This is a genomic window from Phyllobacterium sp. 1468 (assembly GCF_031455525.1).
In the GTDB taxonomy this organism is placed as follows: Bacteria; Pseudomonadota; Alphaproteobacteria; order Rhizobiales; family Rhizobiaceae; genus Phyllobacterium.
Genome location: NZ_JAVDSX010000004.1, coordinates 399,142 through 411,831, shown reverse-complemented (window position 1 = coordinate 411,831; position 12,690 = coordinate 399,142). Strand labels below are relative to the sequence as shown.

Below are 12,690 nucleotides of genomic sequence, written 5' to 3'. Positions count from 1 at the left end.
GCCGCCTTTCGCATCTCCTCCCAGTGGAACGCAAGAATGTCCGTCACTTCACGACAAGCAAAAATAATTGTACCGCTTGACGGCAAAGCATTGTGGAATGAACTGGGCGAGGATTTTCTTGCCGGTCCAGCACAAACCGCCAACTGGTTTTCATTCTGGCAGTCATGCGTCAACGCAGACTGTCTTGTAGCGGCGCTCTTCGAAGCGGAAAGGCCGGTTTTCCTATTGCCGCTGGAGGTTGTGAAAAGAGGTCCCGTCTGGATTGCAGCATTTCCCGGCGGGCCGCACGCCAATTGCAATTTTCCTGCGTTGGCGGCTGACGCGCAGATTACGGCAGCCGATCTCACCACTCTCTTCAAAGCATTGCACCAAGCCCGACCGGATATAGATCTTGTCTCGCTCGTACGGCAATTGGGTGAGCTTGACGGCAAGGTAAATCCGTTGGTGGAATTGCGCAGTCGCGAGAATGCCAATATCAGCCTGGGCATTACGTTGGACCGGGATTTTGAAGTCGTGGTCGGCCGGCACAATGCCAAACGCAAGAAGAAGAAACATCGTCAGAACACGCGGCGGTTTGAGGACGCAGGCGGACATCGTATCGTGACGGCAACGACCCCCGTCGAGACCAGCGCAATGCTCAACAATTATTTCGAGTGCAAGGCAGCGCGGCTTGCCAAGGCTGGTATCAAGAACACCTATGAACCGGCCGGAACCATGGAATTCTTCCAGCAGCTGTTCGCCCATGAAGTTCAATCGACGATGCCACGCTTTCAACTGAAAGCCCTTGAAGTAGCCGGCCAGTATCGCGCGGTTCTCGGGAAGTCCTATGCGAGAAAACAGACGTTCATCGATTTCATCGGCATCACCGAGGATGATCTGGTCAGCGCCAGCCCCGGCGAGTTCCTGTTTTTCGAAGACATTCAGGACAGTTGCACGACGGATCTCGCCGTCTATAGTTTTGGCATTGGCGACGAACCCTATAAACGCAGCTGGTCCGATATCGAGGTGCCGAGCTACGATACCGATGTCAGCCTTACGGCAAAGGGCAGAATGTTTGCAGGATATCTCCATGCACGCGGCAAGCTGGTGCGCCGCATCAAGAAGAACGAAACCGTCTGGGCCGCGGTGAAAAAGGCCCGTTCGCGTTTGTTCGGCAAGCGTTAGAGCCGTTCATAGCTCGATGGAAGGCTCTAAGCCGAACGTACAATCCGGCCAGAATCAAGACGCAGATGCTCTTTTTCGAAGGGTGTCAGCAATTCGGGCTCAAGCAGCTTCGCGTCATAGACGGCTTTGGCTATAGCGGCCACGTCAGGATCGTCAGGGTCGACGACGCCGAGAATGAGTTCCGTTCCGTCGGCCAGCAAATGCTTCAACTCGACGACGGTCGCCGGCCCCGCATCGACAACGACAAGATCATAGGCTGACTGCAAGGCGTTGAGAATCATTGGCAAACGCCCGACGGACTGCATGGCTTTCGCCGGATCGTGGTTGCCGAGCGGGATGATCTCGGCTTGTGAATAGTGATCCGGATGGATGACATCGCTGAAGTGCTTTTCCGAAACCAGAAGGTTGGTAATGCCCGGAAGATTTTTGTCGTCCAGCATGGAACGGCCGATTTCACCCGAGCCCGTCATGTCGACGAGGATGACCCGGACGCCCCGGTCAGCCAATTCGCGCACGAGCAGGATGGTCAGGGCCGACGCTTCATCGCCTTCCGGCGAAACCACCACGGCCCGCGCCGCGCCGCTCGCCATCAAACGCGTCGCAACATTGGCGATGCCCGAATGACCGGTGGGGATTGCCGGCGGTTCCACCGAAGCCTCCACGGCCGGTGTGTGCAATCCCGCCTGCTGCTCTTTCGTTTCGACGAACGCCGGCTCTTCGGGAATATCGCCAGCAAGGGGTGCGCCGGGTTGTGCCACCGGCTGGACAGGTTCGACAATAACAGGCTGAACCGGCCCAGGGATATCGCGAACGGCTGCCGGAGCGGGTGCTTCTTCCATGACGAATGGCTGTGTGGCCGGGCGAAGCGCCTGCCCGCTGAACAGGGCGCGAAGCAAAGTGATGATGCTGAGGAGCAGCAGCGACGCAACGAATGCGGCAATCGTCATCGGGATTTTCTTGGGGAAATACGGCTCGATGGGCCTGTCCGCGCGGGAGAAGATGCGCGCATCCGCCGGCAGATAGCCGCGATCCGTGCGGGATGACGCCTCGCGATAACGGGTGAGGTAAGATTCGAGCAATTGCCGCTGGGCGGTCGCTTCGCGTTCAAGTGCGCGCAACTCCACCTCTTCTTCGCCCGCTTTTGACGATTGCTCCTTCAACTCATTGAGTGAGCTCGTCAATTGGCTCTCACGCAAACGCGCGGTCTCCGCTTCCGCCTCGAGGCTGCCGAGAACCTTGCGCGCCTCCAGGCGTATCTGGTTGTTGAGATCGGCGAGCTGCGAACGCAGTGCCCGAATACGCGGATGGCCGCTAAGGAGGGACGCCGAAAGATCCGCGATATCGTTATTGAGCTGTACCTGGCGCTCGCGCAGGCGCTGGATCAGGGGCGACGCCATGACGGCAGGCAGCGTTTCGACTGGCGCGCCCTTGGCCAACGCAGCACGGACACTCTGGGCGCTTGCCTCGCTCGCAGCCCTGTTTGCCCGTACACGCGACAGTTCCGTGGAGAGCTCCGAAAGCTGCTGGGTAGCGAGAACAGCATTGTTCTGGCCGATCAGGAGGTCCGAGGAGCCGCGATACGCCGCTACCTTTGCCTCGGCATCCTTGACGCGTTGGCTGAGGTCGGCAATCTCGGGCTGCAACCAGCCTGCTGCATCGGTGTTCGCCCGGGATTTCGCCGATTGCTGCGTGGCCACATATTCGTCCGCGATAGCGTTGGCGACCGATGCGGCAAGCGCCGGATCCTTGGAGGAGAACTGAATGACGATGACGCGCGACGCCGCGACATTATAAACGAGCAGGCGATCGCGGACGGACTGGAGAATATAGTCGTCGCGCGTCTCTTCATCCGGGTTGTTGCCGATACCGACAGCGCCAAACAGACGCGACAGCGCCGAGGGTTCAGCGCCAGCCGAAAGTTCGGGGTTTTTCGCGAGGTCCAGCTTGACGATGACGCGTTTCAAAAGATCGGACGAACCTATGAGTTCGACCTGGCTCTTGATGCCCTCCTGATCCAGCACCGGGCGATCGTCCGCCTGTTGATTTGCGGGCCGGGTGAAAACCGATTCACCCGTTTCGATGAGGATGCGGGTCTCGGCACGATATTTTGGCGCGACCAATGACATGAGCAGGAATGCCAGCGCCGTCAACAGAAGCGAGCCGACGAGTATTCGCAGCTTGTTGCGCCACAAACTGGCAAACAACGCGCCTATATCAATGTCCACATCGTTTCCGACAGAGCTCGCGGGCATTTCCAGAACACTCCAATACGAATGGTATAATGGTAAAGACGCATGGTAACCAGCGAGTTAAGACGTTGTAGTATTCAACCACAGCGTGCATTCACCTGCCTGTCGCAGCTAAACTTTACCAGCCATTAACCCTAATGAACTGATAATCGGGCACAGAATCGAGAAAACTTCTCCGCAACGTTTGTTAGGGTTCGTGACGTGTTCAGCAAGCAGATCTTTCTGGTGGCCATCGGCGTTGTTTCCATGACGCTGGGCGGCTGCGCCAGTTACCGCCCGGCCCCGGCAGCGTTCAACGAAGCCATCAACAAGCCTTACGTGCTGGACGCGGGCGACCGCATCCGGCTGACTGTGTTCGAGCAGGAAGGCATTACCAACACGTATAGCGTCGACCAGGCCGGATATATCTCCGTCCCGCTGATTGGCAGCGTCCCAGCGCGCGGCAAGACCATCCAGCAGATCGCAAAGGAAGTCGCCGCCAAGCTGCGCAAAGGTTATCTTCGCGACCCCGACGTGGCGGTCGAGATCGATCGCTACCGACCGGTCTTCATCATGGGTGAAGTCGGTGCGGCCGGGCAATACTCCTACGTCCCGGGCATGACGGCGCAGAAAGCCATTGCCGCCGCCGGTGGCTTTACCCCGCGCGCCCAACAGAACGACGTCGATATCACGCGCCAGTTCAATGGCGAAAGCCTGACCGGGCGCGTTACCATTTCCGATCAGGTGCTGCCCGGCGACACAATTTATGTGCGCGAGCGGTTTTTCTGATCACGGGAATGGCCGACAAACCATCCCTTCGCATCGTTCACTGTTTTCGCGCGCCTGTTGGCGGAATATTCCGCCACGTGCGCGATCTCATCGAAGCGCAAGTGAAGGCCGGTCACAAGGTCGGCGTGATCTGTGACGCATCGACGGGCGGTGACTTCGAAGAAGCACTGCTTGCAGGGCTGCGCGACAGGCTTGAGCTCGGTCTCAAACGCATTGCAATGCAACGCCAGATCGGGCCGGGCGATGCGATGGCGGCGCTGCGGACATACAGGATCATCAAGAAGTTGCAGCCGGATGTCCTGCATGGGCACGGTGCCAAAGGCGGCACCTATGCGCGGCTCTTCGGCTCCTGGCTGCGAGTATCCGGTTCGCGCGTTGCCCGGTTCTACTCGCCGCACGGTGGCAGTTTGCACTACGATCCTGACAGTCTGCAGGGCCGTTTGATTTTCCGGGTCGAACGAGCGATGGAGAAGATGACTGACAGGATCATCTTCGTCTCCGCATTTGAACAGAACGTTTATGCGAAGAAAATCGGTGAGCCGCGGTGCGCCTTCGCGTTGATTTATAACGGCTTGGCAGACAGTGAATTCGAACCGATCGTGGCATTGCATGAAGCCGCCGATTTCCTTTTTATCGGCGAGATGCGCGTATTGAAGGGCCCGGACATCTTCATCGACGCGCTTGCGAAAGCGAACAGCCAAAGCGGAAAGAAGCTGACGGCAGTCATGGTTGGAGACGGCAAGGATCGAGCCAGCCTCGTCAGACAGGCCGGTGCAGATATCCGTTTTCTCATGCCGATGAAGGCGCATGAAGCGTTCAGGCTGGCCAAGGTAGTGGTGATCCCTTCCCGCGCCGAGGCCCTACCCTATATCGTGATCGAGGCTCTCGCTGCCGGGATGCCGGTCATCGCCAGCCGGGTCGGCGGCATTCCGGAAATCCTCGGCGATGATTCCCCTGCCCTGGTGCAGCCGGACGCCACCGATCTCGCGATCAAAATGACCTATGTCATCGGCGACATCGCGACCTATAGGAAGATGCTTCCAACTATCGAAACCATCAAGCGAAAGTTCGGCAGCGAGGCAATGGCGACGCGACTGGAAGCCGAGTATTTCGCAGCGCTGGATCGCTAGATTCCTCAAGCCTTTCTTAGCGCATATGTGCTATTGACGGGCAATTCGGGCGTTCAGGTGAATCATGACAGACAGAAAAGCGGAATCGAAGCTTTCGCGGGAGGTTGTTCGCAACCTTACGCCTGACACACCGCGCACTTCCGGCAAGAAACCGGTGCTGAGCCCGGTCGCCTATCAGATCGCCTCGCAATATGCCAAGGACACCAATTCTCCGGTGATGATCAGCGGCATCATGCGGATCATCGAATTCCTGATCATCGTGCTGGCGGGCATTGCCGTCTTCATAATCTACGTGGGCCCATCGGCTTACACGTTCCTGCAGTATTCGCTTGCGATCCTCGCCACGGCAGTGGTCACAGTCATGCTCCTGGAGCTTACCGACAGCTACCAGCTTGCCGTCATGCGCGATCCCTTCAGCAAGTTCGGAAAACTCATCCTCGTCTGGTCCGGCGCTTTCGCGATGATGTCGCTGGCGGCGTTTTTCCTCAAGACGTCGGAAGACTATTCGCGTGTGTGGTTTGGCGCCTGGTACGGGTCCGGACTGATCCTTTTCCTGGTATTCCGCATAGTCATGTCGCGCATGATCCGGCGCTGGGCGCGCAACGGCAAGATGGAACGGCGCGCGGTTATCGTTGGCGGGGGTAAGCCGGCGGAAGACCTTATCCGGTCGATCGAACAACAGCCCTATAACGACATTCGCATTTGCGGCGTTTTCGACGACCGCGATGCCAAGCGGTCACCCCCGATCGTCGCCGGTTACCCAAAGCTCGGTAATATTTCCGAATTGATCGAGTTCGCGCGCATCGCGCAAATCGATATGCTGATCGTGTCCCTGCCGATCACCGCGGAAGCACGGGTCCTGTCGCTTTTGAAGAAGCTCTGGGTTCTGCCCGTCGATATCCGCCTGTCGGCGCACAATAACCATCTGCAGTTCCGGCCGCGCGCCTATTCCTATATCGGGTCTGTCGCCATGATCGACCTGTTCGACAAGCCGATCAACGACTGGGACTCCGTAGCCAAGCGCGCCTTCGACATTTTCTTCAGCCTCTTCGGCTTGATCGTCTTCAGTCCCATCATCCTGGCGACTGTCATTGCCATCAAACTCGAGAGCAAGGGGCCGGTGATCTTCAAGCAGCTCCGGCATGGCTTCAATAACGAGATCATCGAAGTCTGGAAGTTCCGCTCCATGTTCACCGAGATGTGCGACCCGACGGCGCGCAATGCAGTGGTCAAGGACGATCCGCGCGTGACTCGTGTCGGCCGCTTCATTCGCAAGACCTCGATCGACGAACTGCCGCAATTCTTCAACTCGTTGATGGGAACGCTGTCACTCGTGGGGCCACGGCCGCACGCGATCGCGGCGCATACCCGCAATCTGCTTTATAACGAGGTTGTCGATGGCTATTTCGCACGGCACAGGGTCAAGCCCGGCGTGACCGGTTGGGCGCAAATCAACGGCTGGCGCGGCGAAGTCGACACGGACGACAAGATCAAGATGCGCACGGAATTCGATCTTTACTACATCGAGAACTGGTCGTTGTGGTTTGATCTGAAAATCCTGTTCCTGACTCCTGTACGGCTCCTCAACACGGATAATGCCTATTGAGCGCGGCGATTGATCAGAACCGGCAGGCCAGCGTCGATCACGCAACAAAAAACCGCGCTCTGATCAAGTTGATTTCGACTTTTGCCGTGGGTTTCGGGGTGTTCCTCAGCGGCTTTGTCATCGATGAACCAGCGCCATACGAGCTGTACATGGCTGGCCTTATCGCGGTCTGGGCCCTGTTCGGTCTGAGATTGTCGCGCACGGTCGCCGCCCTCCTCGCCATTCTAGTGGTCTTCAATCTCGGCGGCCTTGTTTCCATTGCGCAGATGCCCGACCTCAAAGCGGCGCCAATGTACATCGCCGTTTCGCTTTTCCTCGGCTTTACGGCGGTTTTCTTCGCTGCGATCATCGATGCCGACCAGCGCGTCCTTCGTGTCATCTTCAAGGCCTATATCCTCGCTGCGATCGGTACATCGCTGCTCGGTATCCTTGGCTATTTCGATGCATTTCCCGGAGCAGAACTGTTCACGCGCTATGGCCGGGCGATGGGTGCTTTCCAGGATCCGAATGTTTTCGGTCCTTTTCTCATGCTACCACTTGCCTGGCTGGTACATGGCGTCCTTGTGGGCGACCTTCGGGCGCTGCCCTTGCGCTTGATCCCGATCCTCATCCTGACGCTTGGCATCTTCCTGTCTTTCTCGCGTGCAGCCTGGGGAATGGCCGCCCTGATCATTGCCGGTCTGGCACTGCTTTTGTTCATCAGAAACCCCAATCCGCTGTTCCGGACGAGGATCATCCTGCTTGCAGGCCTTGCCGTCGTGTTTGTCCTGCTGGCTGTTGTCGTCGCGCTGCAGATTCCGAGCGTTGCCGACCTTTTCACCGCGAGGGCGCAGCTGGTGCAGGACTATGACGATGCGCAATTCGGACGCTTCGCCCGCCACTGGTATGGCCTGCTCATGTCGATCGATCATCCGCTCGGTATAGGCCCGCTGGAGTTTGGGCCGATCTTCGGCGAAGACACGCATAATATCTGGCTGAAAGCGGCGCTGGACTATGGCTGGATCGGGTTCATCAGCTATCTGACCCTCACCATGGTGACGCTGGGCCTCGGACTGCGCATCCTGTTTCGCGAGCGCCCCTGGCAACCCTTTCTGCTCTGCGCCTATCTTGTCTATATAGCGCATGTTGCCATCGGCAATGTCATCGACACCGACCATTGGCGGCATTTCTGGCTACTCATCGGCATCATCTGGGGATGTGCCGCATTGGAGGTCCGCCATCAGAGAAATGCCAAATGACCCGTCCACATTTGATTTTCGGCAATACAAATTGTATGTTGAAAGACATAATACAATCAACAATTGTACAACATTACCAACGGCAACTTTTTGATGTGTCTTCTATCAAGATGAAATGTGTCGCTTACTTGAAAGTCGTATCTGCGGTCTAGTTGCTGACAGAAGAAAGAATTGACCGTATGACGGGTATACCAATTGGCACATTTTAGAAGCTGCGATAACAATTATTCGGACGCTGACGCCAAGCTCATGCAGCGCTCTCTGGATTCGGCCATCCGGCAGCTGAATAGCCAGGACATATCAGACGACGAAGTCCACACGCTGGCACGTTTTGTGCGCGCTGCCTTCATCATCGGCAATCGCGACGTGGAGTCCATGGCGAAGTTTGCGGTGAAAGCAGTTCTGGTACGACGCAAGAGCCGCGCGAACGCTGAGGCCAAGGACCAGATCAACAGGTCGTGACCCCGGCGTCACGACCCTCAATTCTCTTGCAGCTTTGCTGCTTCGGCAGCTTTTTTACGGGCTATCGCGTCATTTGTGGCTGCCGCCGCGACATTTGCCGTATGATCCTCATTGGCGGCAACTTGTACTGTTGGTGACGCAAAGCCGATGCCATTGGCCACGAACGCTTCCCTGATCATGGCATAGGCGCGGCGCCGGATCGTGGACTGATGCCCCGGTTTCGTCATCATGGCAAAACTCAGATTGATGCCGTAGTCGCCGAAGGCCTCGACGCCCTTCATCTTGACCGTCTCGATGATCTGCGGGCCGAATTCCGGATCCTGCAGCAGTTCGGCACCGACGACTTTCACCAGCTTTTTGACCTTGGCGATGTCGGTGTCGTAACTGACCGAAATAAGGAATTTGTCGATGACCCAGTCACGGCTCATGTTCTGCACGGCACCTAGCGTGCCGAACGGCACGGTGAAGATCGGTCCGCGATGGTGCCGCAATTTGACGGAGCGGATGCTGAAGGATTCGACTGTGCCCTTGTAGCTGCCGCTCTGGATATATTCTCCCACACGAAACGCGTCATCGGTCATGTAGAAGATGCCGCTGATGATGTCCCTGACCAGGGCCTGCGAGCCGAAGCCGAGGGCGACGCCAAAAATGCCGGCGCCCGCGATCAACGGGCCGATTGCCACGCCGAGACCGGATAGGACCATCATCACGGCAATCGCGGCGATGAGCACGGCCAGAAAATTGCGCAGAATCGGCAGCAAGGTCATAAGCCGCCCGCTGCGGGCCAGCGCAGCCTCGTCGCCACCTTCGATGCGGGCTCGTTCGATACGCACGTTGATGAGACCTTTGAGCATATGCCAGACGAGATCTGCGGCGAGCAGGATCACCACGCCGCCCAGCACGCCGCGAATCATGCGGCTCGCGGCCTCGTCTTCCATCAACCCACTCGTGCGGAAACGAATGACCGCGCCGAGCCAGGCAACCGCAAGTATGATGATGATCACCCTTGCACCGCGCTCTATGAGGACTTCAAAGACCGGATTTTTGGCTTTTGGCGAATCATCGGGACCGGAGAAGAACGATTTCACGATTGTGCTGGTCGTCCTCAAAATCGGGGGCAGGATGATGACATAGACGCCGACCCAAAAAGCCAGGCTCATGCCGGCAACCCATAACAGCCAAAGTGCGCAAAGATAGAGTGTGAGCAGCCACTCCTTGGCGCGGTAGGCCCGGGATGCGACGGGAGCCTCGGGGCGGTTCCAAACGATTTCCAGCGCCACCACCAAAAGACCGAGACCGAGCGTGTAGACGATGAGGCTTCTGACGTTGGGCGTAAAATTGAGCGCGGTCATCATTCCGGCCGCCGCCCAACCGGTTAAGAAGATACCTGCGAACCAGGCGACGCGGCGATACCAGAACGCAGCCTGCACGTCATCCATCGGAATGAGACGCGCGACGATCTCGCCACCGTGCGCTTGCCTGCGGTCAATTGCAAGCACAATGGCGGCCAATCGCATGATCACACGCCAGCCTATCAGGGCGACGAGCATGTGCAGGACAAGCATGGCCAGAAGCGGCGGCCAGGTAAAGGCGAGGAACGCACCGATACTGGCCAGCGCAAAGACCACCAGCGGCGCCATGGCGGCAAAGATCGACCGGCCGATCATATGGTGCCGTTTGGGTAAATCCGCCTCGGTTGCGGCTGGCACGGCCATTTTCCGCCGCGCCCGGCTGAGGATATGCCGGAAGAGAAATTCAGCGCCGAACCCGAGTGCAGCAAATGCTGCGAAGAGCAGCAGGACCGCCCCCGGACGTCGGCCGTTGATCTCGGTCATGATCGTGGAGCGTGCCCCCGCAAATTCACCGGGAACTGCCGGAATGGCCTGTACGAGCCCGCGCAAGTGCGCCCGAACGGCGTTCGACCATTGCATGAAATCGCTTGCGGATGGCGCAACGAAATCTTCTTCCGCCGCAGCAGGCGGAGCACCCTTGGCGGCGATCCATGCTTTGATTTCGGGGTCATCCAGAAGCTTCAAAAGCTCTTCGACTTTTTTGGGCGGCGGCTCGGTAGCCGCAGTCTGCGCCTGCGAAACATCGGCAAGACCCAGGAAAACAACGCAGCTCAATGCAAGCAGTATGCGCATTTTGGCGGTCATGGCTTGAAACACGGCAGTACTCATGCGTTTGCCCCCGGACAGACGTTTTGCTATATTATGACCCGAAAATAATGGCCTGTCTCACGAATAGTACAGCATTGCGTGCAGCGGAATAACGTTGCCGGCTCTATTTACCAGTTCCCCCAAAATAAATGGTCGCATGGCCGTCCCGCCCTATTGCTGCCAACCGTACAGGTTTACATATAAGCTCTGCCCAACACGAGGAACGGCCATGACCCGGATCGAATACAGGTTGCATGCATTTGATCTCGCGAGCCCCTTCGGCTTCGCGGACGGCAATATGTTCGGTCACCTATTGCGGGAAAAACTCGGGAAACTTGCGCCGGACAAGCGGGCCGTTCTGATCGAATGCGTCAAAAGATTTTTGCTCCCGGCCCTGCCGCGGCGGATAAAGACCGTTCTGGTCGGCACGCACAATCCCATCCGCATTCCTGACGGCGAGACGATCGACGATATCGAGGATTTCACGGTCGGCATCAGGGAAGATCAAGTGCTGGAAGTGGCCGCGGAACTCGCTTCGAAGCACGATTGATCGTAAAACATCGACCCGGATGCGCTGTTTGGAATATTTCGGTTTTAACGCAATTCCCCACGCAAACCGGTTCCCGCTTTTGCTGGGATTGCTCTCGTCTGCTCCCGGAGCCGTCACATAGCCGATATCGCGGCTATAATGGTCGGAGTGGCCGGATTCGAACCGACGACCCCTTGACCCCCAGTCAAGTGCGCTACCGGGCTGCGCTACACTCCGATAATTCGCTAAATCAACGACTTAGCTGGGCATTCAATCCTCAGAATATCCGGCTCGTTTTCTGCCGGGATAACGCCGAGGGGTAACAGTCACGCCGAATTTATGCGAAGCTTCTGGGGGAAACCTCAAATCGACAGGCGAGCAATTACCCTATGGCGTTACCGGAGGCAAGGGCCGCAATGGAACTACGGACAAGAAAACTGCCAAAAAACCGCTAGGAGGTCTGGTATCCAAACGTCCGCTTTTTTGCGGAGTTCGACCAAGCGTTCGGCCGGCTTGCCCGTTGATTTGATAACAATCTGCCCCGTTTTCGCCCATAGTGATTATTTCCTGCCGGTCGGAACTCCGGGTGAAACCTGCTATGGTTTGGCCGGAGGAACGGAGGGACTGAACGTTGCCCAATCACGAGGAGAAGATTGCGTCTTACAAGACGCTCATTAATTTACATCTTGATAATGTCGAGAAAGCCCAATGGAGACTGTTTGAATTGCGAACCGGATCCATAACGACTGCCGGAGATGAAGTCGCTTTCAGCAGGTCATTGATTGCAGATGAAATGTGCGAAATCCGCAAGCTGGAAACGCTGCTGAAGCGGCTTGAACACCCCAAAGAAAACGACGCTCCTGTGTTATGGCGTATGTTACGTCTAGGGAGCAGTTTCGGCTGGAGCCGTAAAATAAACTGAATATCGCTGGCATCATCTGGGATGAGAAGAAGGAGGAGAGCAAGACAACCAACCCCCACGCGGCTGTCTCTTCTCCTCTCTCTCCCCCCAACTGGCCGCTTCAGCGGAAGAAACATTTGTCCCAAGACCGGGGTGCCAACGGCGGTCAGCGCGGTCAAGTTACACCCGATTTGGCGTGCCGTATAAATGGCTTTATGGCCATCCACCGAAAGGCGTAATCGCAAAATTCGGGCAATCGCCGGGAAAGCCATTCAAAAAAATGGCCGAAGCGCCAAAGCAGTGCTTCACAGGGGACTGTGGAAATGCTTCGTCGGCTCCGGCCTATTGCTGCCAATGGGCATTGGGGTAGTTGAGTTCAGGCAGCGGGGTAGTGTCGCCCACCCTCGCCCATGGGTCCAATCACACTTCCCCTCCGCTCGAAACAAAGAGGGAGAAGAGAAGACATATCGCCCCCAATCCTCCC

10 protein-coding genes and 1 tRNA gene are annotated in these 12,690 nt (G+C 57.3%); 8 read left to right on the top strand and 3 right to left on the bottom strand.

The annotated features are described in order from the left end of the window. Window positions 1–36: 36 nt before the first annotated feature. Window positions 37–1,164, top strand: a complete 1,128-nt coding sequence (locus tag J2X72_RS14050) for a GNAT family N-acetyltransferase (RefSeq protein WP_310072813.1) — start codon at window positions 37–39, stop codon at window positions 1,162–1,164. A gap of 26 nt (window positions 1,165–1,190) precedes the next feature. Here J2X72_RS14050 and J2X72_RS14045 read toward each other — a convergent pair whose 3' ends face one another. After that, the gene (locus J2X72_RS14045; protein WP_405044714.1) at window positions 1,191–3,416 is read right to left on the bottom strand and encodes a GumC family protein; all 2,226 of its coding nucleotides are present in this window, start codon (window positions 3,414–3,416) and stop codon (window positions 1,191–1,193) included. Between the two features lie 243 nt (window positions 3,417–3,659). Here J2X72_RS14045 and J2X72_RS14040 point away from each other — a divergent pair, with 243 nt between their 5' ends. The 5 genes from J2X72_RS14040 (at window position 3,660) to J2X72_RS14020 (ending at window position 8,617) form a co-directional block, all read left to right on the top strand. After that, complete coding sequence (locus J2X72_RS14040; protein ID WP_310073051.1) at window positions 3,660–4,181, top strand: polysaccharide biosynthesis/export family protein; 522 nt, start codon at window positions 3,660–3,662, stop codon at window positions 4,179–4,181. Window positions 4,182–4,189: 8 nt separating this feature from the next. Beyond that, window positions 4,190–5,311, top strand: coding sequence for a glycosyltransferase family 4 protein (locus J2X72_RS14035; RefSeq protein WP_310072809.1), 1,122 nt, complete (start codon window positions 4,190–4,192; stop codon window positions 5,309–5,311). A 64-nt stretch (window positions 5,312–5,375) separates the two neighbouring features. After that, window positions 5,376–6,917, top strand: coding sequence for an undecaprenyl-phosphate glucose phosphotransferase (locus J2X72_RS14030; protein ID WP_310072808.1), 1,542 nt, complete (start codon window positions 5,376–5,378; stop codon window positions 6,915–6,917). Then, window positions 6,914–8,155 (top strand): O-antigen ligase family protein, encoded by a 1,242-nt coding sequence (locus J2X72_RS14025; protein ID WP_310072806.1) that lies wholly within the window; start codon window positions 6,914–6,916, stop codon window positions 8,153–8,155. Before J2X72_RS14030 ends, J2X72_RS14025 begins: the two co-directional genes overlap by 4 nt. 249 nt (window positions 8,156–8,404) lie before the next feature. Continuing rightward, on the top strand, window positions 8,405–8,617 hold the full coding sequence (locus J2X72_RS14020; protein WP_310072804.1) for a hypothetical protein: 213 nt from the start codon (window positions 8,405–8,407) through the stop codon (window positions 8,615–8,617). 17 nt (window positions 8,618–8,634) lie between these two features. Here the strand turns inward: J2X72_RS14020 and J2X72_RS14015 are convergent, their stop codons facing one another. After that, window positions 8,635–10,797 carry a mechanosensitive ion channel family protein gene (locus J2X72_RS14015; protein ID WP_310072802.1) on the bottom strand — a complete coding sequence of 721 codons (2,163 nt, stop codon included), beginning with the start codon at window positions 10,795–10,797 and terminating at the stop codon, window positions 8,635–8,637. Window positions 10,798–11,005: 208 nt separating this feature from the next. On the opposite strand from J2X72_RS14015, the gene J2X72_RS14010 reads away from it, so the two are divergent. Beyond that, on the top strand, window positions 11,006–11,326 hold the full coding sequence (locus J2X72_RS14010; RefSeq protein ID WP_112530852.1) for a hypothetical protein: 321 nt from the start codon (window positions 11,006–11,008) through the stop codon (window positions 11,324–11,326). A 139-nt stretch (window positions 11,327–11,465) separates the two neighbouring features. Here J2X72_RS14010 and J2X72_RS14005 read toward each other — a convergent pair. Further along, window positions 11,466–11,542: transfer RNA gene (locus J2X72_RS14005), tRNA-Pro, on the bottom strand. A gap of 394 nt (window positions 11,543–11,936) precedes the next feature. On the opposite strand from J2X72_RS14005, the gene J2X72_RS14000 reads away from it, so the two are divergent. Beyond that, window positions 11,937–12,227 carry a hypothetical protein gene (locus tag J2X72_RS14000; protein WP_210002298.1) on the top strand — a complete coding sequence of 97 codons (291 nt, stop codon included), beginning with the start codon at window positions 11,937–11,939 and terminating at the stop codon, window positions 12,225–12,227. The last annotated feature ends 463 nt before the right edge of the window (window positions 12,228–12,690 follow it).

Coding starts and splice junctions, on each gene's coding strand:
- J2X72_RS14030 (WP_310072808.1), top strand. CDS start 5,376: ATGACAGACAGAAAAGCGGAATCGAAGCTTTCGCGGGAGGTTGTTCGC.
- J2X72_RS14050 (WP_310072813.1), top strand. CDS start 37: ATGTCCGTCACTTCACGACAAGCAAAAATAATTGTACCGCTTGACGGC.
- J2X72_RS14040 (WP_310073051.1), top strand. CDS start 3,660: ATGACGCTGGGCGGCTGCGCCAGTTACCGCCCGGCCCCGGCAGCGTTC.
- J2X72_RS14010 (WP_112530852.1), top strand. CDS start 11,006: ATGACCCGGATCGAATACAGGTTGCATGCATTTGATCTCGCGAGCCCC.
- J2X72_RS14035 (WP_310072809.1), top strand. CDS start 4,190: ATGGCCGACAAACCATCCCTTCGCATCGTTCACTGTTTTCGCGCGCCT.
- J2X72_RS14020 (WP_310072804.1), top strand. CDS start 8,405: ATGCAGCGCTCTCTGGATTCGGCCATCCGGCAGCTGAATAGCCAGGAC.
- J2X72_RS14045 (WP_405044714.1), bottom strand. CDS start 3,416: ATGCCCGCGAGCTCTGTCGGAAACGATGTGGACATTGATATAGGCGCG.
- J2X72_RS14015 (WP_310072802.1), bottom strand. CDS start 10,797: ATGAGTACTGCCGTGTTTCAAGCCATGACCGCCAAAATGCGCATACTG.